21 protein-coding genes are annotated in these 26079 nt (G+C 61.0%); 11 read left to right on the forward strand and 10 right to left on the reverse strand.

What is annotated here, in order from left to right:
• The first annotated feature begins 116 nt into the window (after positions 1-116).
• Genes PH603_RS05690 through PH603_RS05700 form a run of 3 tightly spaced genes read left to right on the forward strand, consistent with a single transcriptional unit; the run spans position 117 to position 3170 of the window.
• Positions 117-782 (forward strand): helix-turn-helix domain-containing protein, encoded by a 666-nt coding sequence (locus PH603_RS05690; RefSeq protein WP_289505031.1) that lies wholly within the window; start codon positions 117-119, stop codon positions 780-782.
• A gap of 55 nt (positions 783-837) precedes the next feature.
• Positions 838-2175, forward strand: coding sequence for an MFS transporter (locus tag PH603_RS05695; protein ID WP_289505033.1), 1338 nt, complete (start codon positions 838-840; stop codon positions 2173-2175).
• Positions 2172-3170, forward strand: a complete 999-nt coding sequence (locus PH603_RS05700; RefSeq protein WP_289505035.1) for a dipeptide epimerase — start codon at positions 2172-2174, stop codon at positions 3168-3170. Before PH603_RS05695 ends, PH603_RS05700 begins: the two co-directional genes overlap by 4 nt.
• Positions 3171-3182: 12 nt before the next feature.
• Here the strand turns inward: PH603_RS05700 and PH603_RS05705 are convergent, their stop codons facing one another.
• Both PH603_RS05705 and PH603_RS05710 read right to left on the reverse strand, forming a co-directional pair.
• Positions 3183-3764 carry a hypothetical protein gene (locus PH603_RS05705; protein WP_289505036.1) on the reverse strand — a complete coding sequence of 194 codons (582 nt, stop codon included), beginning with the start codon at positions 3762-3764 and terminating at the stop codon, positions 3183-3185.
• Positions 3765-3838: 74 nt separating this feature from the next.
• On the reverse strand, positions 3839-4915 hold the full coding sequence (locus PH603_RS05710) for a sensor histidine kinase (protein WP_289505037.1): 1077 nt from the start codon (positions 4913-4915) through the stop codon (positions 3839-3841).
• A gap of 194 nt (positions 4916-5109) precedes the next feature.
• Here PH603_RS05710 and PH603_RS05715 point away from each other — a divergent pair, with 194 nt between their 5' ends.
• On the forward strand, positions 5110-5622 hold the full coding sequence (locus PH603_RS05715; RefSeq protein ID WP_289505038.1) for a nuclear transport factor 2 family protein: 513 nt from the start codon (positions 5110-5112) through the stop codon (positions 5620-5622).
• Positions 5623-5769: 147 nt separating this feature from the next.
• Here PH603_RS05715 and PH603_RS05720 read toward each other — a convergent pair whose 3' ends face one another.
• Positions 5770-6576 (reverse strand): LytR/AlgR family response regulator transcription factor, encoded by an 807-nt coding sequence (locus PH603_RS05720; RefSeq protein ID WP_289505039.1) that lies wholly within the window; start codon positions 6574-6576, stop codon positions 5770-5772.
• 292 nt (positions 6577-6868) lie between these two features.
• Here PH603_RS05720 and PH603_RS05725 point away from each other — a divergent pair, with 292 nt between their 5' ends.
• On the forward strand, positions 6869-9202 hold the full coding sequence (locus PH603_RS05725; protein WP_289505040.1) for a TonB-dependent receptor: 2334 nt from the start codon (positions 6869-6871) through the stop codon (positions 9200-9202).
• Positions 9203-9333: 131 nt separating this feature from the next.
• Here PH603_RS05725 and PH603_RS05730 read toward each other — a convergent pair whose 3' ends face one another.
• Positions 9334-10494 carry an alkaline phosphatase family protein gene (locus PH603_RS05730; RefSeq protein ID WP_289505041.1) on the reverse strand — a complete coding sequence of 387 codons (1161 nt, stop codon included), beginning with the start codon at positions 10492-10494 and terminating at the stop codon, positions 9334-9336.
• Between the two features lie 183 nt (positions 10495-10677).
• On the opposite strand from PH603_RS05730, the gene PH603_RS05735 reads away from it, so the two are divergent.
• Entirely contained in the window at positions 10678-11007 is a 330-nt protein-coding gene (locus PH603_RS05735) for a DMT family transporter (protein WP_289505042.1), read from the forward strand.
• Positions 11008-11143: 136 nt separating this feature from the next.
• Positions 11144-11851 (forward strand): pirin family protein, encoded by a 708-nt coding sequence (locus PH603_RS05740; RefSeq protein ID WP_289505043.1) that lies wholly within the window; start codon positions 11144-11146, stop codon positions 11849-11851.
• An 80-nt stretch (positions 11852-11931) separates the two neighbouring features.
• Here PH603_RS05740 and fghA read toward each other — a convergent pair whose 3' ends face one another.
• Positions 11932-12768: an S-formylglutathione hydrolase gene (fghA, locus tag PH603_RS05745; RefSeq protein ID WP_289505044.1), complete on the reverse strand. Its 837-nt coding sequence runs from the start codon at positions 12766-12768 to the stop codon at positions 11932-11934.
• 171 nt (positions 12769-12939) lie between these two features.
• Between fghA and PH603_RS05750 the strand changes: the two genes are divergently transcribed.
• Positions 12940-14049, forward strand: coding sequence for an S-(hydroxymethyl)glutathione dehydrogenase/class III alcohol dehydrogenase (locus PH603_RS05750; RefSeq protein ID WP_289505045.1), 1110 nt, complete (start codon positions 12940-12942; stop codon positions 14047-14049).
• A 63-nt stretch (positions 14050-14112) separates the two neighbouring features.
• On the opposite strand, the gene PH603_RS05755 is transcribed toward PH603_RS05750, so the two are convergent.
• Positions 14113-14676 carry a TetR/AcrR family transcriptional regulator gene (locus tag PH603_RS05755; RefSeq protein WP_289505046.1) on the reverse strand — a complete coding sequence of 188 codons (564 nt, stop codon included), beginning with the start codon at positions 14674-14676 and terminating at the stop codon, positions 14113-14115.
• Between the two features lie 99 nt (positions 14677-14775).
• Between PH603_RS05755 and PH603_RS05760 the strand changes: the two genes are divergently transcribed.
• Entirely contained in the window at positions 14776-15234 is a 459-nt protein-coding gene (locus PH603_RS05760) for a (2Fe-2S)-binding protein (protein WP_289505048.1), read from the forward strand.
• 4 nt (positions 15235-15238) lie between these two features.
• Positions 15239-17476 (forward strand): xanthine dehydrogenase family protein molybdopterin-binding subunit, encoded by a 2238-nt coding sequence (locus PH603_RS05765; RefSeq protein WP_289505049.1) that lies wholly within the window; start codon positions 15239-15241, stop codon positions 17474-17476.
• An 11-nt stretch (positions 17477-17487) separates the two neighbouring features.
• On the opposite strand, the gene PH603_RS05770 is transcribed toward PH603_RS05765, so the two are convergent.
• Both PH603_RS05770 and PH603_RS05775 read right to left on the reverse strand, forming a co-directional pair.
• Entirely contained in the window at positions 17488-19437 is a 1950-nt protein-coding gene (locus PH603_RS05770) for a glucosidase family protein (protein WP_289505050.1), read from the reverse strand.
• Positions 19438-19577: 140 nt separating this feature from the next.
• On the reverse strand, positions 19578-21845 hold the full coding sequence (locus tag PH603_RS05775) for a TonB-dependent receptor (protein WP_289505051.1): 2268 nt from the start codon (positions 21843-21845) through the stop codon (positions 19578-19580).
• A 225-nt stretch (positions 21846-22070) separates the two neighbouring features.
• Between PH603_RS05775 and PH603_RS05780 the strand changes: the two genes are divergently transcribed.
• Positions 22071-23069 (forward strand): LacI family DNA-binding transcriptional regulator, encoded by a 999-nt coding sequence (locus tag PH603_RS05780; protein WP_289505052.1) that lies wholly within the window; start codon positions 22071-22073, stop codon positions 23067-23069.
• Here PH603_RS05780 and pgmB read toward each other — a convergent pair.
• On the reverse strand, positions 23060-23719 hold the full coding sequence (gene pgmB, locus PH603_RS05785; protein ID WP_289505053.1) for a beta-phosphoglucomutase: 660 nt from the start codon (positions 23717-23719) through the stop codon (positions 23060-23062). The genes PH603_RS05780 and pgmB overlap by 10 nt on opposite strands.
• Before the next feature lie 6 nt (positions 23720-23725).
• Positions 23726-26071, reverse strand: coding sequence for a glycoside hydrolase family 65 protein (locus PH603_RS05790; protein ID WP_289505054.1), 2346 nt, complete (start codon positions 26069-26071; stop codon positions 23726-23728).
• Positions 26072-26079 lie beyond the last annotated feature (8 nt).

The raw sequence follows: 26079 nt of genomic DNA on the forward strand, positions 1-26079 counted from the left end.
TGTGTGATTTTTGTTAAGCGTATCGCTGTTTTCAATATTAGCAACATTTTTCTCATTGTGATAATGATGAGCTGCCGCTTGCACACGGGCGCATCACATGCAGACTGGGGGCAAATATGGAAACGATAAGGGAAATCATGGCGGCTCACCCCGGAATTACTTTGCGCGACATCCGTACCGAACGCGCAATGACCCTGAAGGAACTGGCTGAAAAGTCGGGTATCCCGGTATCGACTCTTTCCAAGCTTGAAAACGGCAAGATGACGATGACCTACGACAAGCTGGTGCGGATCGGCATCGGGCTCGGGGTCGATCTCGGGCGGCTTCTCAGCACACCGCATACGGAGGCGCGGCCGGCGCCGTCCGCGCTCGGGCGCCGGTGTGTGACGCGGGCGGGCAAGGAAACCAGCGTGCTCTATAAGAAGCACCGGCATTTCTACCCGGCGTCTGAACTGCTCAACAAGCAGATGGTGCCGATGATTATAGACGTGAAAGCCCGCACTATGGAAGAAATCGGCGGCCTCCTTCGTCACACGGGTGAAGAATTCCTTTATGTGCTTGAAGGCACAATGGAGCTGCATAGCGAGCTTTATACGCCCCTGAAACTTTCGGCGGGTGATTCCGTTTATTTCGACAGCGGCATGGCGCACGCCTATATCCTGGCGGGCGAATCGCCGTGTCGTGTTTTGGCGGTTTGCGCCGGTGCCGGGGTTGATGCCCTTGCCGAAGCGGTGCTGAATACCACCGGACACGGCGAGGATTCGGGCGAATCTGACGACTGATTTTCAAAAAATTTCATATCTTGAAAATTTTTGGGTGTTCTGAAATGCTGCACGCATGATGAACACAAATTCCCCCATTCCGGCCTCGCCGGCTGAAACAAAAGGCTGGCCTTCGGCAACGCAGGGCTGGCTCACGGTCGCCGCCTTCTGCGTGGCGGCGATCCTTTCCTATACGGACCGCCAGATTCTCAGCCTGCTTGTCGATCCGATCCGGGGCGACCTACAGATCAGCGATACCCAAATCGGGCTGCTGCAGGGCATGGCCTTCGCGATTGTCTATTCTTTCGCCGGTATCCCCTTTGGCCGCATGGCGGACCGGACGGCGCGCCGCACAGTGATCTTGGCCGGGATCGTGGTCTGGAGCCTCGGCACGCTTCTTTGCGGCATGGCGGGATCGTTTGGTGAATTGTTCGCGGGCCGCCTGATCGTCGGGATCGGCGAAGCGGCGCTTGCGCCGGCGGCCACCTCGATGATCGGTGACCTGTTCCCGCAGGAGCGGCGCGGCGTGGCGCTTGGCGTTTTCATGATGGGCATGGTGGTTGGCGGCGGCGTTGCCATCGGCATCGGCGGTGGCATCCTGACGCTGGCAACGGCGGGTGCCTTCGAAGGCCTGCCATTCATTGGCGACCTGGCGCCGTGGCGGACTGCACTGGTGCTGCTGGCCCTTGCCGGCGTGCCGCTCCTTATCGGCCTTGCCTTCATCCCTGAACCCGCGCGTCGCGGGCTCGCTGAAGGGGGCAGCGGCGGCCTGCCGCTCCGCCGTACCTTTGAAATGCTGGCTGACCTGCGCTGGCGCATCCTGCCCCTGGTGCTTGGCTGCGCCATGATGGCTGTTGGCGATTTCGCGATGCTCAGCTGGGCACCGGCGCTGCTGTCGCGGAACTTCGCGATGGCTCCGGGCGAGATCGGCGCGCTTCTCGGCACGCTCATTGTCATTGCCGGAGTTATCTCCACCGTTGGCGGCGGTTATGTCAGCGACCGGCTGACACGCCGCTCAGGCGCCATCGGCCGCGTCCATCTGGCAGTGGCGGCCTGTGTGCTGGCGCTGCCCTGTTCCTTCATCTGGTTTGCGACCGGGCCGTATCAGGTGCTGGCGCTTGTATCGCTCTGGACCATGATTTCGACCGTCGCAGGCGTCACCGGTATCGTTGCCCTGCAGGAAAGCGTGCCCAATGAGCTGCGCGGCCTCAGCGTTTCCTTCATCGGCTTCGGCAACATTCTGGTCGGGCTCGGTATCGGTGTCACGATGATCGGCTTTGTGGTCGATAACGTGTTCGTCGACCCCCTCTCGCTCGGCAAAGCCCTCACGCTTTGTGTCACGCCCGCCGCCATCATCGCCATCTTCAGCTTCGCGCTTGCCGGGCGCGCCATCCGGAAGGCTTCTCACTCATGAAACCCCTCTCGATTTCCGCTGTGATGGACCCGATGCGCTTGCGCCAGCCCTTCCGCATTTCGGGCTATGTGTTCGAGGCCTTGCCCGCCGTTGTCGTCACGCTTGAGGATGGCACCTTCACTGGCCGGGGCGAGGCGGGCGGCGTTTATTACACTGGCGACGATACCGACCATATGCTGGCCGAGATCGAGCGTTGCCGCGATGGTATCGTCACCTGCGAAAGCCGTGAGGCGCTGCGCACGGTGATGCCTTCGGGCGGCGCGCGGAACGCGGTCGATGCTGCCATGTGGGAACTGGAATCGTTCCGCGCGGGTAAGCCCGTTTGGCAGCTTGCGGGCCTCGCCGAGCCGAAGCCGCTTGTCACCACCTTCACGCTTTCCGCTGATGATCCGGCAACGATCCTCCGGAATCTGGAAGGCTACCGGGACGCCAAAGCGATCAAACTGAAGCTCGATGGTGATTTCGCGGCGGATGCCGAACGCGTCGCCACCGTGCGCAAGGCGCGGCCGGACGTCTGGATGATGGTCGATGCCAATCAGGGATACTCCGCCAGCGGCCTTGATGCGCTCGTCGGTGTTCTGGCCGATCATGATGTATCGCTTCTGGAGCAGCCCTTGCCCCGCGGCAACGAGGCTGACCTTGAAGGCTTCAAGTCCCCCGTGCCGATTGCGGCAGATGAAAGCTGCCTCGACCTCAGCGAGATCCCGAACATCCTCGGGCGTTTTCAGGTGCTGAACATCAAGCTCGATAAATGCGGCGGGCTGACCGAGGCCTTGTTGATGGAACAGGAAGCACGGCGGCTGGGGCTGAAGGTGATGGTCGGCAATATGGCGGGCTCGAGCCTTGCAGCAGCCCCCGGTTTCCTGCTCGCACAGCGCTGCGATATCGTCGACCTCGACGGCCCGTCCTTCCTTGCGAAGGACCGCGATATCGGCGTCAGCTACAAGGATGGCAGCATTTTCTGCCCGACCGAGGTCTGGGGCGCGACGCTCTAGGTCGAAGCCCCTTCACTGAAGCGCACGCAACTTCTGTCGCAAGGCATCGGTATCCAGCTTGAAACGCCCTTCATCCTCTTCCGTCATGATCACGGATGTCTCGCCGAGAGGGCGGTTGGGGAACGTGCCGCCGCTCATGCGCCAGCCCTCGTCCGACCATGCCATTACGATGAATTCGGGCTGGGGCGGTTTGGCCCGCGCGTAACGCGACTTGATCAGGAAAACGATATATTTCAGCCCCGGGCGGAAACAATGACCCTGCTCGGTGCAGGGGATCTTGTCCGCAGTTGTGGCGACGACTGCGCTAATTTCATAGTCAAGGATCGGGCCATCGCGGCGCGCTGCCCGCGCCATGCCCCGCTTGTGTCGCTTGCGATTGATCCAGTGGCGAATGGCGGGATGGGTGAGGAGCCATTGTTCCTTGTAGCGCTTTTGCCGGAACGCCTCGGCCCATTCGCGGAAGACGGCCTCAGCTGCCGCGCGGTCTTCTTCCGTCGCGGTCGCCGGCCAATTTTCATCGGCATGCGCTTCGATGGCCCCGAGGCAGAATAGCATTGCCCCCAGGATCAGGCTGACTAATGGCTTCCGTTTCATTCCCGCATTTCTGCAAACCTCCCCATCTGCTTCAAGGCGGCTGGGATGAAAGCCGGTGATGGCGCCATGGAAGTTCAGGCAATCTCACCAGCCGGGAAGCGAAGGGTGGCGTGATATCGGCCGTCCTCGACGTCAGCTGTCAGGGTTCCTTGCTCGCCAAACAAGGCCGTCAGGCGCTGGCGGGTGGCGGCGTGGCCGACACCGTTCCCAGCTTCGCTATGCCCCATGTCGTTGAACACTTCGAACTGCACCATGCTGTCTTCGAGGCTGAGCCGAATGTCTATGCGGCAAGCGTCATCGCGGGGCTCAAGCCCGTGACGGATCGCGTTTTCAACAAGCGGGTGCAGCAGCAAGGGCGGGCAGGGGATAGAGCTCCAGTCGGCGGGCCCTTGCTGCAGATCGAGCCTCAGCCGATCCCCAAAGCGCAGTTGCTGTATGGCGAGATATCCTTCGATGAATTTCATTTCATCCGCAACACTGGCACCCGCGTCGCGGCTGGCCCGCACGGCATAGCGAAGCAGGTCGCTCACCTGGGAAAGCGCCGTGAGCGCCGGGGCACTTTCGCCCCTTCTTACAAGGGCCGACACACCGCTCAATGCATTGAACAGAAAATGTGGTTCCAGCTGCCCCTGCAACAGCGAAAGCCGTAACTTCAGATTCTCCTCACGTTCCAGTGCAAGGCTTCGTTCCCGTTCACGAATTTGCAGCCACGCGGCAATCGCGGCATGGAGCGCGAATGCACCGGTGACAATCATGAAATCGATCCACCAGCCCATCCGGCTTTGAACGAGCATGGTGTTCCCGATGTCGGCGAGGGGCTGGCCAGCAAAAAACAGTGTGACGACAGCTTCGTAAATCAGAAATGCGGGCAGAAAGACCAGTATGGTCAAGGCATAGACAAAGGCCATTCGGGCGGGCTTCAGGCTGGTATCCGGCCGCACAGTGAAATGGCGATGCAGCGCTGCGCTCAGCAGCACCAGCGGGAGAAAATAGAACAGGTTTTGGCTAAGATCGGCGAGGGTTGCCCCTGCACCACCACGCTGCATTGCATCTGCCGATTGGGCGAATGTCATGAAGATGGCGACCGCGCCCCATCCGGCGGCGCAGGTGAGGATAATCGCAAGCCAGCGGGTTGGCGTCTGTTGGGTCATACGCTGTCTGTACCTCACTGTCGGTCGGCTAACCACAGCCTTCGTGTCACCGTTTTGACGCTTCGTCCCTGATGGCTTGTCAGAATCCCGATCACACCATACCGGGAAAGGTGCCGGGTTTCGATGGCGGCGGACGCCCGGCCAGCAAGAACATGCCGCAGACAGGGAGAAAAGAGTTGATCAGGACAATGTTGATGAGCGTCGTGGCCTTTGCCCTTCTGGCAGTTCCCGCAACTGGCGCGGAGGAAACCCGGCCTACCTACTCGGGAACGACGGAAGTGACCGCACCGGTCGCTGACGCTTATTTCAAGGCCTACATCGCGCGGGATTGGGATGCGCTTGAGCCGCTGCTGGCTGACGCGGCGTCGTTTGAGGACCAAACGGCACGGCTGGTGTTCGGTGGCGTCGCCCGGGAAGGGCGCCTAGCCATGATGGACCTTTTCCGCAACGGCTATGCCTCGATCAAGGACATGAGCTTCAATCCCCTGCGCACCATCCATTCGGCTGATTTCGGCCTGTATGAAGGCGTGCTGCACTGGGAAATCGATGTGAACGGCGTGATCGTCATATCGGAAACACCCTTCGTCACCATCGTGAAAGTTCTCGAAGGCAAGGTGATCGAACATCGCGATTTCGTGGATTATGCCCCCTTCATTGCGGCCTGGAAACAGGCGAGCGAGGCGGCGAAAGCTGCGCCGAAAGGCTGAAGGGCTTCTGTTCCAAGCTCCGGGTTGCCGCATCTGAAAGTGTTCCTCCACAGTTGCGGTCATCCGGGCACTTCACGGTAGCCGGTACTTTTCCCGAGCCTGTGCTGTCTGCCGTGAGCAACTGGAACGCCGGATGATCGATGGGGATCAGTCCGGCGTCTTTTTGAGTTCTTCGCGCAATTCTTCGGCCTTGCGCGCACTGACCGGGACGCTGTCGCCGTTCGCGAGCGTCGCCCTGTAGGTGCCGTCGTTCATAATTTCCAGCGTTCGCACCAGGCTCCGCCTGATGATGGCAGTCCGGTGGACCCGCATGAAGTCGTCCGCTCTCAGGCGGGTTTCAATGGAGGCCATGGTGGCGCGGTGCAGGATGGTGCGCTCAGCGGTTACCAGTTCCACATAATTGGCCGAAGCCTTTATCCAAAGAATATCGTCTACGGGCACACGTTCCGTCTTGCCGATGGACCGCACGACGAATGCGCCCACTGGTGCAGGGGCAGCGCCTCGCTCTGCGGCCTCCCTATCGGCGATCAGCTGGCTGAGGGCGAAGGCCTGATTGGCACGATCCTTCATGGCGATCATTGCGCGTGCCCGTTGCAGGAGCTGGGCAAAGCGGTCATCGTCGAACGGCTTCAGCAGATAATCCAGCGCGAACAGGTCAAAGGCTTCGACGGCATGCTCGTCATAGGCCGTAACGAAAGCTATGAGGGGCGGGTTGTCACTGGCGCCGATCTCTTGCGCAAATTTCAGCCCGTTTTCGCGCCGCAACCGAATATCCAGAAGGACCAGATCAACCGGTCCTGCTTGTAGCGCCGCGCGGGCCTGGTCGCAGGTCTCGCACGCTGCCGCGAGCCGCCAATCGGGGTGGCTGCCAAGCGCCAGTTCCAGATTTTGCAAGGCATGGCGTTCGTCGTCGACGATCAGGACCCAGAGGTCGGCAGCGTGGGGCTGGGGCACAGGAAGTGTCTCTCCTTGGTCCGCGAATGCCTGCATGATGCGCGATTGTTGTTGGCCGGGGAAGGGGCGAAGCTGTGCCCTCGAAATTTTCGGGAACGACTGCAAGGATATCCGGCAATTTGCGGCTTTGATCGACCGTCTGGCCCTGTCATTTAACCTTCCATAAATGTTCAAGTTTTGGTCACCGAACCGTAATGGTTACCGGGCATTAACGCTGCACCCTCTTCGGCCACAAAAAGCCTTCCCAAAGCGAAGAGGTTTTTTTGATTCATCAGATCAAGAGTGCAGCACAATGAAAACTGACTTCAAAAAGGCGCTGCTTGGCGCGGGCAGCCTGCTCGCCTTCGCAGTAGCAGCTCATGCAGAGGAAACTTCAACGGTTGGCGGCGCGGCAGACGCAGCGATCGACGAGATCGTCATTTCGGCCCGCAAAACCACCTATGCCAACAACGCGACCGACGCAGTGATGATGGACCAGAAGCCGGCGGCTTCGAGCGTCCTCGCTGTTGTCGATAGCCTGCCCGGCATGTTCATCGCTGAAGGCGGCCCCTTCGGTTCGGACGACTGGTCGACCACTGTTTCGGTACGCGGCTTCACCGTCAGCCTCAGCGAACAGCAAGTCGGCATGACCATCGATGGTCTGCCGAATGGCAACTCCAACTATGGCGGTGGTGCCAAGGCCAACCGCTATATCGACAGCGAAAACATGGAACGCGCCGAAGTTTCGCAAGGGACGGCGGATATCGCCTCGCCCTCGCACGAAGCCCTCGGCGGCACTATCAACTTCGTCACCAGTGATCCCTTGGAAGAGCAGCGCTTCTGGGGCAGCGTCAGCATGGGCAACAACAATGCCCAGCGCTATTTCGCCCGCTATGACACCGGCGAGTTTGCCGAAGGCACGCGTGCCTATTTCAGCTATTCAAACACCCAGAACGATGCCTGGATCGGCAATGCCGGTGGCACCGAGCGCGATCACTTCGAAGCCAAGATCGTGTCGGAAATGGACCAGTGGAAATTCACCGGTCGCCTGTCGTTCGATGATGTGACCGAAGCCAACTATCAGCAGATTTCGCTCGCCGAGTTCGAAGAAAACCCGAACTGGGACCGCCTGACCGACGAAATCACCGGCATTCCCTATATCGACCAGGTTTATCGCCCGGTCTGGGGCACGCTGCGCCGCAACTGGTTCGCTTACGCGAAAGCCGAATATAACGGCGACAATTTCGACTTCACCGTTGCGCCTTACTATCACGACAACTGGGGTCGTGGTGACTGGGCACCGCCGTACCTCGTGGCTGTCACCGGCGGCGAGGAGCAATCGAACGGCACCATCTATGGCGGTTCGGCTGCAGGTTCCTACACCTTCGTGGATGCCAACGGCACGCCGCTTGCCCCGATCGCAGGCTGCACGGCCGTTCTGCCCTTCCCCTACGGCGGCAGCTCGCCGGCCAGCAACCCGGCTTGCTACGCGGCCGGTGCCAACCCGGTCAGCTCCTACCGTCACACTCACTATGGCAAGAAGCGCTACGGCGTGACGGCCGATGGCGCCTACCGGCTTGGTGAAATGAACACCCTGCGCGCTGGCCTGTGGTGGGAAAATAGCGATCGTCACGAATATCGCGACTGGCACAAGATCATCGATCCGCGCTCCAGCGTTCAGTTCGATGACGTTGCTTACTGGCGCCAGTATGACCGCGACTTCGATGTCGATACGCTGATGCTGTATGCTGAAGACACGCTGGAACTTGGTCGGCTGCAACTGCGCGGCGGCATCAAGAAATATCTGGTGGATCTGACCCGTACCGACAATTTCGGGACCCAGGCCCAGCAGGAAATTGAATCGGATAGCGATATCCTGTTCAGCGCCGGTGCGCTCTTTGCCGCCACCGATAACCTCGAAGTGTTCGCGGGCTTTGCCCAGAACTTCGCGGCGATCAAGGACGGCGTGATTGAAGGTGCTGCCAGCGTCACCAATCCGGAAATCCCGGATCTGGAAGGCGAAACGGCTGACAACTTCGATTTCGGCCTGCGCTTCGGCAATGGTGCGGTCCGCGCCACGATCACCGCTTACTATGTGAAGTTCAACAACCGCATCACCTTCGTTTCGGCTGGCGATCCGGTTGATGGTGTCGACTATCTTGAAGAAGGCGAAGGCGCCTACTTCAACGTCGGCGGTATCAAGTCGAAAGGTGTTGAAGCAAGCATCTCGGCTGACTTTGCTGAACACTGGAACATCTACGGCGCCCTGACGCTGAACGATTCCGAATATACGGAGACGACGGCGCAGGTTACCGAAGGCAACAAGGTGGCACTGGCCCCCGAGTTCCAGCTCGTTGGTACGCTTAGCTACTATAACGACGGTGTGCGCGCCGGTGTTTCGGCCAAGCATGTGGGCGAGCGCTACGGCAACTTCGCCAACACTGAAGAAGTGCCGAGCTACACTACGGTTGATGCCTGGGTCGGTTACACGATGCCGGAAGGCACCATCCAGGGCATTGGCGAGATCGACTTCAGCCTGAACGCCACCAACCTGACGGACAAGCGCTACCTCGGTGGCGGTGAACCCGGTGCCTACTTCATCGGTGCCGAGCGTCAGATTACGGCCAACATCGGCTTCAAATTCTGATCTTCGATCCCTCGGGTCCCCGTGGATCCGTGACCCTCATGGGCGGCTTCGGCCGCCCATCTTTTTTGGGGGCGGGGCAAAGAAAAAGGGCGGACCGGATGGCCCGCCCTTTGGTGACTGTGATGGCCGGTTTATTTGCCGCCGAGCATCGTCTCAATCGGCGCGCCGGCCTTCAGTTCCTTGTGGTCGGACGCATAATCCTTGTAGCCAAGGAACCGCGCGGAAGTGGCGGCAAGCTGGGAAAGTGTGACCTTCTCACCACCTGAAATCTCGCCCATCACCGGGCTGTCCGGGCCGATGACCGCCATCCAGACCTGATCGTCGCCTTTGAAATCGGTGATGATTTCGGTGCCGTCCTCAAGCGTCCAGGGGAAGCGGCCATGATGGCGGAAGTCTTCAAGCTTTTCGCTGCCGCGGCCATGGTCCACCGTGACGATCAGCGTGGTGCGGCCCTTGTAGCGGGTGTCCGACTGCAGGAAGGACCACAGCTCGCCAAGGAAGGTATCGGCGCGGTGCGCGGCGCGGGCATATTCGTCATACTGCCCGGCGTGGGCAAACTCGTCCGTATCGCCAAGGGCGATGTAAACGAAGCGCTGCTTGTCATCCTTCAGGGCCTTGCGGGCAAATTCCATGGTGAAGGAATCAAGCCGTTCTTCCGTCCAGGGGCTGTAGGTCATGGCCTGCACGCGGTTCAGCTGGACGGCTTCCTTGTCGCCGGATTTGCCGGCATAGGCATCGAAGCCCGAATTGACCAGAACCCCGGCGCGTTCCTCGTTCACGATGGCATCGAACGCATCCCATGAGCCGAAGGCGGCGATCTTGCCTTTATTCTCGGGCTTGCCGTTCAGCCATTCAAGGACGGTACGGTTAGGGTTCGGGACGCTGTCGTTGCTGTCAATCCGCGGGTCCGGGATGCCGGTGAGGATCTCGTTATAGCCGGGGTAGGAGAAGTGATAGGGGTTGGTGAGCGCGGCTTCGCTGCCCTTGTCGCGGTTGCCATAAAGCTGCCCTTCCTTGGCGACCTTGCCCCACAGGAAGGGCATCAGCTTCGTGCGGCGCTCGTCCTTCGATGCGGCATCGAAATCATTCTTGAAACCGTCAACATGCTTGGGGTGGGCGAGATATTTTTCGCCCTCCATATAAGCCGGATCGATCCCCCGGAACACTTCCTGCCAGCGCAGGCCATCGATGGTGACAAGCACCACCGTATCGGTCTTCGGGCCGGCATCGGCAAGGGCAGGGGCGGTCGCCGTGAGGGCGGTGAAACAAAGCAGGCTCAATATCTTGCGCACGGGGCTGGTTCCTTTCGGGATGGTCAGGCAAGCGGATGGGACCGAGCACACTGGCCCGGCATCGCGGCGCATTGTGGCCGGGCTTTGTGACAGATGGATTGCGGTTGACCGGACCAAGGTAACGCCTTCTGATAACGGACGCTGCCCGTTTCCGGCGCGGCATAACATTCGGGGTCTGACGCCATGCATTATCTCTATCTCGGTGCCGCCATCTTTTCGGAAATCGTTGGCACACTTGCGCTCAAATCGTCGGAGCAATTCACCCGGCCGGTGCCGACGCTTGTGATGGCGGTCGGCTATGGTATCGCCTTCTACATGCTGTCGCTGACCCTGAAGACGATGCCGGTAAGCGTTGTTTACGCCATCTGGTCGGGGCTTGGCATTTCGATCCTCACCCTCATCGATATCTTCTATTTCAAGTCGCCGGTGAACTTGCCGATGCTTCTGGGGATCGCGATGATCGTCGGCGGGGTGGTGCTGGTGGAAATGTACACAGGCCGCACTGGCGCCTGAAACGGTAACGAAACCGTCTCGATTTCCCTGCTGTGTTGCAAAAAAGGTAACGACAGGTCAGCAAGACTGGCGATTGTGCGCAACGCCCGGATGCCCCATCTCTGTCGCAACACAGTAACCTTATCGGAGACGGAAAATGATCAGTATCAGACGCAGCGAAGAGCGTGGCATTGCCAATCATGGCTGGCTCAACAGCCATCACACCTTCTCGTTCGGCGAATATTACAATCCGCGCCATATGGGCTTCGGGCCGCTCCGCGTGATCAACGAAGACCGCGTGATCGGCGGCGCCGGTTTCCCGACGCACCCGCACCGCGACATGGAGATCATCTCCTACGTGATCGACGGCGGGCTGGAGCACAAGGACTCGCTCGGCACCGGTTCGGTGATCCGGCCCGGCGATGTGCAGCGGATGAGTGCGGGCACAGGTGTGCGTCACAGCGAATATAACCATTCGCAGAAGGACCTTGTGCATTTCCTGCAAATCTGGGTGCTGCCGCAGGCTCAGGGCATCAAGCCCTCCTACGAGCAGAAGCATTTCAGCGCGGCCGAGAAAGCCGGCAAATGGCGGCTCGTCGGCAGCCCGACCGGGCGAGACGGATCGGTGACCATTCATCAGGATGTGAACCTTTACGCCACGCTTCTGGCGGACGGCGAGAAAGTCTCGTTCGAAGCCTCGCCCGAACGCATCCAGTGGGTGCAGGTGGTGCGTGGCGGCGTGTCGCTGAATGGCAAACGCCTGAAGGCTGGCGACGGTGCCGCCATCGAGGATGTCGCTGACATCGAGCTCGTTGCCTCGACGGACAGCGAAGTCCTGCTCTTTGATATGACCGCGAATTTCTGACCTGTAGCGTATCTGTCAGAAACCGGGCCCCGGGGTGAGTTCGACACTGTGTTCGTGTCGGCCCCGGGGTCCGATCTTTTTCAGCGCAGCCGTTTGGCATGCCACTCGATATGGTCGCCCATGAAGGTGGACACGAAATTGTAGCTGTGGTCATAGCCCGCCTGCAGCCGGAGGATCATCGGGATGCCCGCCTTTTCACACGCCTTGCGCAGCAGTTCGGGCTTCAACTGCTCGCTGAGGAAGCCGTCGGCGTCACCCTGATCCACCAGAAGCGCATCCAGCCGGGCGCCGCCTTCAATCAGCGCCACACTGTCGTGCCTTGCCCATGCCGCACGGTCGGTGCCCAGATAGCCGCCAAGGGCCTTTTCACCCCACGGGCATTGCATCGGGGCGGAGATTGGGGCGAAGGCCGAAACGCTTTTGAACCGGCCGGGGTTCCTCAGCGCGATGGTCAAAGCCCCATGCCCGCCCATCGAATGACCGGTTATGCCCTGCCGGTTCATGTCCGCCGGGAAATTGTCGGCAATCACGCGCGGCAGTTCCTGCGTGATGTAGCTATACATTCTGAAATGCCTTGCCCATGGCGCCTCGGTCGCATCGACATAGAAGCCCGCGCCCTTGCCGAAATCATAGGCTTCGTCATCCGCCACGTCGTCGCCGCGGGGGCTCGTATCCGGGCACACGACAATCACGCCCTGTTCGGCGGCGGTGCGGCGATACTCGCCCTTGTCCATCACATTCTGATGGGTGCAGGTGAGGCCGGACAGATACCAGAGGACCGGCAGCTTGGTGCCCGGTTCGTGGGGCGGCACATAAACGGCGAAGGTCATGTCCGTGCCCGTCGCCTCGGACGCATGGCGGTAAACGCCCTGCATGCCGCCGAAGCTTTTGCTTGTTGAGACGGTTTCAAGGGTCATGGGGTTCCTCCGTAAACTCTGGTGCTCTTTATGGCGTCTCTTGGTTACATCTGAAAGGTAGGATTGAAAAATGGCAATTGCTTGATTTGCTTCCCGGCCTCCTGTCAGTTATCAGTGTGAACGAAGCTGCATCCTCATGCAGTGCCACCCGATATCCCCAAGGACAGACCCATGAAAACACGCGCCGCCGTTGCCTTTGAAGCCAAGAAACCGCTCGAGATTGTCGAGCTTGACCTTGAAGGCCCGAAGGCCGGTGAAGTGTTGGTGGAAATCATGGCGACCGGCATCTGCCATACCGATGCCTATACGCTTGATGGCTTCGATAGTGAGGGGATTTTCCCGTCTGTCCTCGGCCACGAAGGCGCCGGCATCGTGCGCGAAGTGGGGGCAGGTGTGACGAGCGTGAAGCCCGGCGATCATGTGATCCCGCTTTACACGCCCGAATGCCGCCAGTGCAAATCGTGCCTTTCGGGCAAGACGAACCTTTGCACGGCGATCCGCGCAACCCAGGGCAAGGGCCTGATGCCTGATGGCACCACGCGCTTCTCCTACAAGGGCCAGCCGATCTATCACTATATGGGCTGTTCGACCTTCTCGAACTTCACGGTGCTGCCGGAAATCGCCGTCGCCAAGATCCGCGATGACGCACCGTTCGACAAATGCTGCTATGTCGGCTGCGGCGTGACGACCGGTGTCGGTGCTGTCACCAAAACCGCGAAGGTTACGCCCGGTTCGAACGTAATCGTCTTCGGCCTTGGCGGGATCGGCCTCAATGTCATCCAGGGTGCCAAGATGGTCGGCGCCGACATGATCATCGGGGTCGATATCAATGACGCCAAGGAAGAATGGGGTCGTCGTTTCGGTATGACGCATTTCGTGAATCCGAAGAAGGTTTCGGGTGATCTGGTCGCGCATCTGGTGGAACTGACCGGCGGCGGCGCTGACTATACGTTCGACTGCACCGGCAACACGGATGTGATGCGGACAGCGCTTGAAGCCTGCCATCGCGGCTGGGGTGAAAGCGTCATCATCGGGGTCGCCGAAGCCGGCAAGGAAATCAGCACCCGGCCGTTCCAGCTGGTCACCGGCCGCGTCTGGAAGGGTTCGGCTTTCGGCGGCGCCAAGGGCCGCACCGACGTGCCGAAGATTGTGGACTGGTACATGAACGGCAAGATCGAGATCGACCCGATGATCACCCATGTGCTGACGCTCGAGGAAATCAACAAGGGCTTTGACCTGATGCACGCCGGTGAAAGCATCCGCAGCGTCGTCGTCTTCTGATCGACCGGTTATCCAGGCAAAAAGCCCGGCGCCAGTGATGGCCGCCGGGCTTTTGTTTTTGTGTCAGGCGGCGCCTGCGAGCCGCAGGACCGAGACTTTCAGGATTTCAAGCAGGCCGACGAGGGCCTCCCGCGTCAGGCTGCTGTGCTTGTATCCATGCGCCGAGCTGCGGATGAAGGCGGGCATGTCGGCGATCTTCACGCCTGCTGTTTCAAAGTTCCGGGCATAGGGGGCGATCATCCCGGCGATCAGCGCTTCGAAGCGGCTGTTGGCTTCAGCGATCTCGCAGCGCCCGGCGGTGTTGAAGCCCTCGACGATGTCTTCAGCATCAGGTGCCGCGCTCATCATATCGAAGGGTGCGAGGATCATATGCGCGAACAAGGCATCGAGTTTGGCGGCGAGGTCAGGGGCAGTATCCACTGCCGCCTGCGTCTCGGCTAGCAGCGTATCCGAAAAATAGCGGATACCGGCCCGAAGCACGTCTTCCTTGCTGCCATAGCTGTTGTACAGCGTCTGGCGCACGATGCCGGCTTCGGCCGCGATGTCATTCATCGTGGTCCGTTTGTAGCCATAGCGGGTGAAGACCCGGATGGCTGCATCCAGAATTTTCTGCTCGCGTTCGTCCATGAAGGCATATTGACAATTTCTGTCCATGTGTCAATATGGACAAAATTACACTAAATGTCGTATTGTAAATAAAACCGAGTCCGACGCGAGGAGATGGGCATGGAACTGACAGTGAACGGGAAAACCCGCACGGTGGATGTGGAAGCGGACATGCCGCTTCTTTGGGTGCTGCGCGACGAGCTTGGCATCACCGGCCCCAAATATGGCTGCGGCATCGCCATGTGCGGCGCCTGCACCGTGCAGATCGACGGGCAGGCCGTGCGGTCGTGTTCCATCCCTGTCGGTGATGTGTCGGGCGAGGTGCTGACCATCGAAGGGCTCGGTAACCCCGATGCCCTGCATGCGGTTCAGGCCGCATGGATCGATCATCAGGTGGCGCAGTGCGGTTATTGCCAGTCCGGCCAGATCATGCAGGCGGCTGCCCTTCTTGCTGAAAACCCGAACCCCGATGACGCCGCGATCGATGAAGCGATGGCAGGGAACCTTTGCCGCTGCGGCACCTATCCGCGTATCCGCGCCGCCATCAAGGATGCGGCTGGCCGGCTGGCGGGGGAGTAAGGCGATGGGACGCATTGCATCAATCACCCGCCGTGCCTTCCTGCTTGGCGCATCCGTTGTCGCCGGGGGTGTTGTCTTCGGCTACTGGCAATATAAACGCCCTTACGACAATCCGCTGAAAGACGGATTGGGCGAGGGCGAACTGGCGCTGACCCCCTATATCCGGATCGACCAGTCGGGCGTCACGATCATCACCCCGCGCGCCGAGATGGGGCAGGGCGTGCACACCACGCTCGCAGCCCTTGTGGCGGAAGAACTGGATGTGGCGTGGGATGCCATCCGTGTGGCGCACGGCCCGGCCTCCAAGGCCTATTATAATGGGGCCGTGCTTGAAGAAGGCGCGGGCTTCGCACCGACGGATACAAGCCCGATGGCGGAACGCATGCGGGCCTTCATGCATGTGCCGGCCAAGCTCATGGGCTTCCAGATCACCGGCGGGTCGTCATCGGTCGCCGATGCTTACCAGAAGATGCGGGTGGCGGGTGCCGCTGCGCGCGAGGTGATGCTGGAAGCCGCTGCCAACAAACTGGATGTCGCGAAAGCCTCATTAACGACCGAAGACGGCCATGTGATTGCGGCAGATGGTACTCGCCTCAGCTATGTCGAGCTCGCCCCCCTTGCTGGCGATATCGAGCCGCCCGCAAACCCGAAACTGAAGCCGCGCTCCAGGTGGCGCTATCTCGGCAAATCGATGCCGCGGATCGATATGGTCGGCAAAAGCACCGGCACCGCGACCTTCGCGATCGATGTGCGCCTGCCGGGCATGCTGCACGCCACGGTGAAGATGAACCCGAAGCTCGGTGGCGGATTGGCGCGCTATAACGACACGGCGGCGCGCGCCATGCCGGGGGTGAAGCAGATCGTACCGCTCAACGGCGGCGTGGCAGTGGTTGCCACCAACACCTGGTATGCCTTCCAGGCGGCGGAGGCCATCGAGTTCGAATGGGCCGCCGCCCCTTATCCCGCCGATACGGATGGCCATTTCGCAGCCGTTGCGGCGGCGTTCGAAGGCGATCATGACAGCCGCATGCGTGACGACGGCGACGTGGAAGAAGCACTCGCATCCGGTGACGTCATCTCGGCCGAATACCGGGTGCCGTATCTGGCCCATGCGACGATGGAACCGCTGAATGCAGCGGCCCTTCTGAAGGACGGCAAGCTGCAGGTCTGGGCAGGCAATCAGGCGCCGACACAGGTGGTGGTCGAAGCGCAGAATATCATCGGCCTCGAGGAAAAGGATATCACCGTCCATACCATGCTGATGGGCGGCGGGTTCGGTCGCCGGGCCGAAATGGATTTCATCAAACATGCAATCCATGTGGCGAAGGCGATGGAGGGCACACCGGTCAGCGTGACATGGTCGCGCGAGGAAGACATGACCCATGATGGCTACCGACCGCTGGGAATCGGCCGTTTCCGCGCCAAAGTGGAAAACGGCGTGCCGAGCGCGCTCGATATCGCTGTCGCCTGCCCTTCGGTGATTGAATCGCAGATGGGGCGGCTGGATATCAATATCCCGGGGCCGGACGCCACCATCGCCCAAGCCACGTGGGAGCAGCCCTACGATATCCCCAACTATCGCTCCACCGGCTACCGCGCCAAGGCATTGCTGCCGGTCAGTTCGTGGCGATCGGTCGGTGCATCGCAGAACGGCTTCTATCATGAAAGCGCAATGGACGAGATCGCCCATGCAGCTGGCGTCGACCCCGTCGAGATGCGGCTGAAGCTGATCTCGCATGTGCCATCCCGCAAGGTGATCGAAGCCGTGGCTGAAATGTCCGGCTGGGGCAGTGCGCTGCCGGCGGGCCACGGGCGCGGTATCGCCTTCGTCATGGCGTTCGGCGTGCCGGTGGCCGAGGTGATCGAGGTCGCCTACGCGGACGGCGCCATTCGTATCCTCAAGGCCTTTGCGGCTGTGGATGTGGGCCTTGCGCTTGACCCTCGCAATGTGGAAGCGCAGGTGCAGTCCGGCATCAATTTCGGCCTTTCGGCTGCGATGACCGGCGAGATTACGGTGGCGGATGGCCGGGTGGAGCAGACAAATTTCGATACCTATGACGGTATCCGCATCCATCAGGCGCCGGAAATCACGGTCCGCATTCTGGAAAATGGTGACCGTATCCGGGGGATCGGCGAGCCCGGCACACCGCCTGCCGCCCCCGCGCTCGCGAATGCCATATTTGCCGCCACCGGCCAGCGTATCCGCGAGCTGCCACTAGCCAAGCATATCGACTTCGCCTGAGGGCGAGGTCGTCACTTCTGGCAGGTTGCGGGCGGGGTCACCGCCAGATAGACGCTGCTCCAAAGCTGCACGGCGTTCGATTCCGTCTGGTGCCCCGCGCTTTGCCCGAATGGCGTGACGCGATACTCGCCGTCTGCGTAGGACCATGACCAGAGCTCGGAATTCCGGATATCCCGTCCGGCATCGATGGCCTGCCAAAGCTGGCACTCGAGCGCGCCGAGGCGACCTTTGAGGGTGGCGGACAGATCATCCCGTTCGATCTGCCGCCGCAGCCCCACGGCCCACATGGCCTGCTGCCACGACCAGACAACCGCCCCATGATAATGGCCCGGCCCGAACAGCGGGCGTGTGGCGTCGTCGGCGAAGGCCGCATTGGCGACAAACATGCCAACGGGCGACAGAAGCCCCGCCGGGAAGGGCCGCTCCAGCACAGCAATCGCGGTGGAAAGCCGTTCGGCATCGGGTGCGCCGAACAGAAGGTCGAAGCCGTCGTCCGAATGCTGCACAGGAATGGGTTTGCCGTCGGCGTCCAGCGCCAGCGCATGGAAAGAGAAATCGCCATCCGGTAAGGTGGCGGGCACACCCGTTTCGTGCGCGTAAGCCTCGATCTTTTTGCGGGTGTCTGTGGTGGTCACCATGAACGGCTTCACGGCTTCGCGCCGCCAGATGGCGGCAAATCTGGTGGCCTCGCCTGACGGGCCGTCGATCAGGCCGCGCGCCTGCAGCCGGGCGATGGCCTCAAGGGCTGCCGGCATCAGCACGGCGTTCACATCGTAAGGATAGCGGCCATGCCCCAGCCCTTCCTCGCTGTCCCGCCAGTTACCGTCGAGCTCGCCCGCATGCAGCGCGATGAGGTTTGTGGTCATTGGTTCGGCAGCAAAGGGCTGCGCGGTAGCCAGTACGAAGCTGGCGTTACGGGCAAGCGCATCGCCGTAGCGTTCGCCGCTTGTGGTCGCGCGGGCGAGGAAGGCGTTGGCCTCCGCGTCCGTCAGTCTGTCCAGATAGTCGGCCAGCACCGGCAGCAACATCAGATTGTCATCGATCATGCCATAGTCATTCACCGGGCGGCTGCTCGCACTGCCGCTTTCCTTCAGGTTCATCAGCACGGCAAGCTCGCCGATGGCTTCTTCGTGCGCGACCTCGCCGTTTGTGTTCAGGCGTTCAATCACCGAACCCAGCACCGCCTCGATCGTGGGGTGGCCAAGGACTGGCAGCAGGAGCCGCACGGACAGGAGCGTGTCGCGCCCGAAATAGGTGAGGAACCGCCACGAGCCCGCCATCAGCTTTTCGCGCGTTGCCAGAAAGCCGAGCGCGTTTTTGAGGCGCGGATCATCGGCGGCCTTGTCGGTGAGAAGATCACCGCCCCTGATGGGGGTGAGCGGTGTGTCGCCGGTCAGGGCTGTGAGGGTGAGGTCGAGCCTGTTGCCGTCGCCCGCGAGCACGATGCCCTCTGGCGTTTCGGTGATCGTGCCGTTCGCGAGCGTCAGGCGCATTTCATAACGGCTTTTGCCATCGGCGCGCTCGCGCTGCCAGCGGATGGAGCTACCATTAATAACAGGTCTTGCTTCGCCGCGCGGGGCAATGCTGGCGGGGTTCACGGCTCCCCGCACGAAGCGCAGGCTGCCAAGGTCAGCGCGGGCGATGGTGAGCGCGGGCGCATCGGCGCTGAAGCGGGCTGTGATGCCGGTTGCATCTGTTTCCGTCAGTGCTTCAAGGGCGTGGGTGCGCGTGAAATGAACGAGGCGTTGGGGTTTCGCGAGAAAAATCCCGGCGCCGCTGTTGCCCGCCGGAAAGGCAACGATGATGCGCGGCTCAAGGCCCGAGGTCAGCAGCAAATGGCCGGTAACCTGGCCTTCGCTGATGAAGGCATTGTCGGCATTGCCTTCCAGTACGCTGAATTCGTCAGCCATCGTGGCAGTGGCAAGCCCGAGCGCAGCTACAAGGGATATCGCAAGACGCATCGTTCAACTCCTGTCGCTTCTGGCCCCGGCCATAAAAAAAGCGCTGCGACTGGAGATCCGTCGCAGCGCCGAGGGGCCCAATCCAAGTCGGATATGGTTGGGGGCGGGCAGGAGGGTTAGCCCGCCCCCGGCCTTTATGATCAGAAGTCGATGCCGACGCTGAACTTCACCGAGCGGGCGAGGATTGCGCGGCCGTTTGGGGCAGCGGCAGTCCGCGGGTCGCTCTCGGTCAGGCCGTGGCTGTTCGTCAGGTTGTCGGCATGGACCTGGAAGAAGAGGCCATTTTCAAGCGTCACAAGGACACCGGCATCGATCTTCTCGTAGCCTTCAAGCTTGTTGGTGTTGGCATTGTCGCCCCAACGGTCGCCGACCAGCTGGACGGCGCCGTAAAGGGTCGCCGTCGCGTTGCCGAACTCGATATCGTAGCTCGGGGCCATGCGCAGCTGCCATTTCGGCTGACGCAGGACGGTGTTGTCAACGTCGGCTGCCGTGGTGCTGTCGGTGATTTTGGCGTCCTGCAGTGTCCCGATGAAGGAGACGTTGAAGGCATCGTAGGTATAGTGGCCGTCAAGCTCGATACCCACCGACCGTGTCTTGAAGGCAGCGTTCGGGATATCGGCGCCAACGGTGGCCGAGAAGCTGTCGTTCTTGTTGTAGAAGACGGTACCGAAGAGACCGAAATTCTCGCCCGAGTATTTCACGCCGCCTTCAAGCTGCTTCACGCCGTTGATGTTGAGGTTGTTTTCGCGGACGTCATCGAAGTGCGGGAAAAGCGAGCCCTTCGAATAACGCGCAAAGACGCCGAGGTCGTTGTTGATGTCGTAGTTTACAGCACCGGTGTAGGACCATGCCTTGTCCTTCAGGCTCACCGCCATGTCGCGGGTGCCATCGGGATAGCCCGGGCCGCTGTCGAGGATATAGTCGATATCCAGCCATTCACGGCGCAGGCCTACGTCGAAACGCAGGTCCGGCGTTACCTGCCAGCTGTCCGCGATGTAAAGCGCGTCAGCGGTGGCGTCACCGGCGGATTCGATCCCGTAAGCCCAGCAGCCCGAATTGGAGCCACCGGCGGCAAGATCGGCGCAGGTGGTGTTGGCATCAAGGAAGTCACCATTTTGCACGTTATGCAGCGGGGTGAAGTTGCCGATGGTCCAGAAATCGTCGGACGACCAGGTGGCCTTGTAATAGCCGACCGTGAAGTCATGATCGCCGACCATCTTGTTCAGGCTGAGGTCGTTGGTGAAGGATTCGAGGTCCTTCTGCACAACCCAGTGGCCATAGTTCTGGACATATTCGGTGCCGGCGAGGACCTGACCGCCAAGCGTGGTGGCGGTGCCGGCTGCCAGATCCTGCACCTGGATCGCGCCGCCATCGGGCACAAGGCCATAGGTGTCGGCATTGCCCTTGGTGTAGGACATGTTATCGCGCACGCGCCAGCCATCGCCGAGGTCGAAATCGGCATTCAGGCCGGTCACGCTGCCGTCCCAGCCGCGGCCGTCGGCAAAGTCGAACGTCTCGCGGTCACCGTTCCCGTTGATCTGCAGTTCGCGGAAGCGCGTGGCGTTGCCAAGCTGCGAGAAATCGCCCAGGTCGTTGCCGGAGTTCAGCGCCATCGGCAGATACCACTGGCCATGGTCATCGGTGATGCGGGTGAAGAGATTGATCTCGCCGTTATCGAAAACCTTGGTCAGCTGGGCCGTGATCTGCTTGCCCTTTTCCGAGTTGAATTCGGCGTTGCGGATGCCTTCGGAGCTCTGGATATAGCCGCCGACCATATAGTAAAGGCGGTCAGCAATCGGGCCGGAAATGACGGCATCAACGCGGTTGAGGCCATAATCCGAGGTCGTGTATTTCACGCGGCCTTCGGTTTCCTCGCCACCCTTTTTCAGGTTGAAGTTCAGCGTCACGCCCGGTTCGCCGTTCGAGAAGACGGCGTTCGGGCCGCCGCGCAGGGCTTCGGCCGAGGCGATGGTTTCGTCAACGCGGAAGATCGAGCTTTGCTCGAAGAAGGAGAGCATCTCGGTGCCATAGATCGGCGCGCCGTTGATCGACATGGTGACAAACGGGGCGTCGCCTCCGCCGGGCAGGCCGCGCACGTCGATGTTGGCGCCGGCCACGCCGCCCGAGCTTTCCGCCCACACGCCCGGAACGAGCGTGAAGAGTTCGGCGGTGCTTTTGGTGCCGGCAAGGCTGATCGCCTCGTCATTCATCGTGGTGATGGCGAAGCTCGCGTCCTGCTTCTTGACGCCGGCGCCGCCGGGCGTGCCAAGGACGACGATTTCTTCAAGCAGATTGTCGCTTTCGCCGCCAGCAGCAGCTGCATCTGCGTCCTGTGCATATGCCGGTGCCGCGGCCAGTGCCGTGAGCAAGGCAAGCGTGGAAATGGATGTAGTTGTGACTGAGCGCATTTGCATGGCCCTCCCGTGCCAATTGTTTTCCCTCGCAGTGAGTGTCCGCATGCCTTCCCTCAAAGGCGAAACGCGCGGGCATCGCTGTCCGAAACTAGAGCTACGCCTCTTTGCAATCGATTGCAAGTGCTATTTCAATCGATTGCAAAGACTGGGCTTTCCCCCTCGACAGAGGCAGGGCTCGGCTTGTATGACTAAGGTATGAGTGGGGCCAAGACATTGACGATGGCTGATATTGCGCTTCTGGCGGGGGTTTCCGAGGCGACGGTTTCGCGCGCCCTGAAGGATAGCCCGCTGATCAACGAGCAGACCCGCCAGCGCGTGCAGGAAATCGCCCGCGAGAATAATTACCGGGTGAATGCCGCCGCGCGTAACTTCCGCCTGAAGACGACCAAGACGCTGGCCGTTGTGCTGCTGGTGGACCGCGAGTGGGGCCATGAACTTTCGGATGCCTTCCTGATGGCGCTGCTTGGCAGCATTGCCGACGAGGCAGCCCATATGGGCTATGACCTGCTACTTTCCACCAACCCTCAAAACATGACTGACCTCAGTGCCTTTTTCGTCGAATCGAAACGCGCTGATGGGCTCATCGTGATCGGGCAGGGGCGGAACGATCCGCGGCTCGATAGCCTTGCCCGCAGCAGGACGCCCTTCATCGTATGGGGTTCGGAAGTGCCGGGGCATGACTATGTCACGGTCGGCAGCGATAACCGTTCGGGCGGATATGAGGCGACGAAGCTTTTGATCCGCAATGGCCGCCGCCGGATCGCTTTCCTTGGCGATATTCGCCATCCCGAAATGGAAGACCGCTTCATCGGCTACAAGGAAGCGTTGGCGGAAGCCGGCCTGCCATTTGATGAAGCACTGGTGATCGCCACCGAATTTTCACGCTCCTACGGCTACGAGAAAACCGACAAGGCGGTGCTGGGCGGAAACTTGAACTGCGACGCCATCTTTTGTGTCAGCGATAATATCGCGCTTGGCGTGATCAAGCGCCTGTCGGAGGCCGGGGTGCGGGTGCCGGATGATATCGCCGTTGTCGGGTTCGATGATATTCCGGGTGCAGCCTACAGCATTCCCGGTATCACGACCGTGCGGCAGGATGTGCATGAAGGCGGGCGGCTTCTTGTCCGCAATCTCCTCGCGCTGATGAAAGGCGAGGAGGTCGGCCATTCGGTCATTCCGGTGGAACTGGTGATCCGCCAGTCCTGCGGTCAGGCCTGAGCGGCAAGTACCGCGAGGCCGTTTGCGGCCAGCGCTGATGTATCCGGCAGCACCAGATCAGCTTCCTTCAGGATCGATGCGTCCCCGATGCCGATGGCACGCATGCCGGCAGCCTTGATGGCGGTGACGCCCGCTGCCGCATCCTCGACCCCGATAGCGTCCTCAGGCGCAAACCCAAATGCATTGGCAACATCAAGGAAGATATCGGGTGCAGGCTTGCCGCGCGGGATGGCGCCTGCGTCCGCCACATAATGGAAACGGCCGGCGATGCCGAGCCCGGTGATCACCTCAGGGGCATTCTTGCTGGCGGAGGCAAGCCCGATGCGGATGCCGCGCGCGTCCAGCCAGTCGAAGGCCTCGAGGATGCCCGGCAGCAGGTCAGCCGGGCTTATGCCCTTGATGAGCGTCTTGTAATGGTCGTTCTTCTCGGTTGCCAGCCGGCCCCGCGTGGCGGCATCGAAGGTGCGATCTGACCGCGCGAGGATGAAATCGAGCGATTCCATCCGGCCCACCCCTTTCAGGTGGTGATTGTCATCCTCGTTGAAGGGAATGCCAAGGCCATCGGCCAGCGCTTTCCAGGCGAGGAAATGATAGTGGGCGGTATCGGTGATGACACCATCAAGATCGAATATGCAGGCGCGGTAGGTCATGTGTCTTCAGGCGTTCGGCAGGGTCAGGGGCTGGCCCGCCATGATGGTGTGGTCCTTGCCATAATGGCGCAGGGTAAGGCTTTCGCCGTCGGTCAGTTCGTAGGTCGTGCCGGCAGTGGCCACTGAAACCGCAAGGCCGCAGCCGCGGGCGCGAAGTGCGAAGCGATAGTCCTGCCAGTCTGAAGGCAGGCCCGGGCGGAAGGCGGGTGTGCCACGCTCGAACCGGAGGCCGGCGAAGCCATTGGCGACGCCCATCCATGACCCGGCCATGCAGGCAGCGTGCACGCCGTAATGCGTGTTGCCATGCAGGTTATCGAGATCCATCCGGCAGGTTTCCATGAAAAGCTTGTAGGCCGCGTCACGGTTGCCGAGCTCCGCGTTCGCGACCGCATAGATGCAGGTCGACAGCGTGGAATCGTGCGTGGTGATGGGTTCATAATAGGCAAGGTTGCGGCGCTTTTCTTCCATCGTGAAGCGGTCGGACAGAAGCACCATGGCCAGCACCACATCGGCCTGCTTCAGCACCTGATGACGGTAAATGGTCAACGGATGGAAGTTGAGTAGCAGCGGATATTTGTCTGCCGGTGTGCCGTCAAAATCCCAGACGGGGCGATTGAGGAACGTGTCGTCCTGCGCATGGATGCCGAGCTTCATGTCATAGGGCAGGTTCATTTTCGCGGCCGCTTCCGACCATTCGCCAAGCTCCTCGCTGGCGAAACTCAGGCGGTCAGCAAGTGTGGCGTAGGCGTCAGGCGCGTCTTTCGCCAGCCGCCCCATGATCCGCACGGCACCTTCCAGATGATGGCGGGCCATGGCGTTTGTGTAGAAGTTATTGTCGGCCATCGCCGAATATTCATCCGGGCCCGTCACTTCATGGATGCAGAAACGGCCACCGTCGTGGGCCGAGAAATGACCGGCCTCCAGCCAAAGCCGGGCGGTCTCGATCAGCAGTTCGGCGCCCATTCCGGCGGCAAAATCCATGTCGCCCGTTACCTCGATATACTGGATCGTCGCGTATGCGATGGCGGCATTGATGTGATACTGCGCGGTGCCAGCCGGGAAATAGGACGAGCATTCCTCGCCGCCGATGGTGCGCCAGGGGAACAGGGCGCCGCGTTTGTGCGCCATGGTGCGCGCCCGTGCCCGCGCCTGATCCAGATGGCGGTAACGGTATTCGAGCATCGCCCGCGCAATCGCCGGTCGCGTCGCGGTGAAGAAGGGCACGACATAGATTTCCGAATCCCAGAAATAATGCCCGTCATAACCGTGGCCGGTCAGCCCCTTGGCGGCAATGCTGCTCATGCCATTGCGGCCCGCCGACTGATAGAGGTGGAACATATTGAAGCGCAGCGCCTCGGCAAGGTCCGGCGCGCCATTGATCTCGATACCGGCGTCCGCCCAGAAGGTGGCAAGCTCGGCTTCCTGCTCGACGGCGAGTTTGTCGAAGCCGTCCCTTGCAGCGGCGGCGAGCGCGTTGCGCGTGCGGGTATCAAGTGCCTCGGCCTCCGCCAGCGGCCCATGGTCATATTGCACAAATTTGGTCAGGGTGACGGTCTGGCCCGGGGCCAGATGCAGGTCGAACCTTTGGCCTTCCACATGCGGTGTGGCGGCAGGCGTTATGGTGGCGTCCGCTCCTTCAACCATATGGCAGGCGGCAGTGGCGACGAGTGTATCGCTATCCTTGATCCGGTGCAGGAAGAAGCTGCCGTCTGTGTCCGTGCCTGAATCCATAGGGGTCAGGCAGTCGGTGATCGAAAGCTGCCCGGCGCGCGGGTCGCCGGCCCGGTCGGTGCCGCCATAGGCCGCATCAAGCGTGGAGGTCAGCGTGACGGCGCCGTCATAGTCGAACGAGGTGACGCTGTAGGTGATCGCCATCAGCCCGCGCCGGGTGAGGCTGACGAGCCGCTCGGTGCGGATATCGAAGCTGCGACCGCCCGTCAGTTTCCAACGCGTGGTCCGCGAAAGCCGCCCGCTGCGCAGGTCAAGGCTGCGGCTGAAATCAGTCGCCTCGCTGGTGCCATGCACGAAGCTTTCGCCGCAGGCGGAAAGATTGATGGCTTTGCCATTCGGCACCAGCACCATCTTGTTATTGTGGGTGGCGAAGCCGAACGCGCCTTCATCATAATGGATGGGTTCGCGGAAATAGACGCCGTTCAGGTACGTGCCTTCGATGGATTTGATGTCCGGGGCCACCGGTTCCTCGAAAGTGCCACGGGTGCCAAGATAGCCGCCGGCCAGCGCAAAAAGCGATTCCTGCACGGCAAGGCCTGCTGCGTCGAACCGTTCTTCACGGATGAACCAAGGATCGGACGGCGGAACACTGCCCGTCGCCTTTTTGCCGGCTGGTTGCACGCGAACTC

This window comes from Gimibacter soli (assembly GCF_028463845.1).
In the GTDB taxonomy this organism is placed as follows: Bacteria; Pseudomonadota; Alphaproteobacteria; order Sphingomonadales; family Kordiimonadaceae; genus Gimibacter; species Gimibacter soli.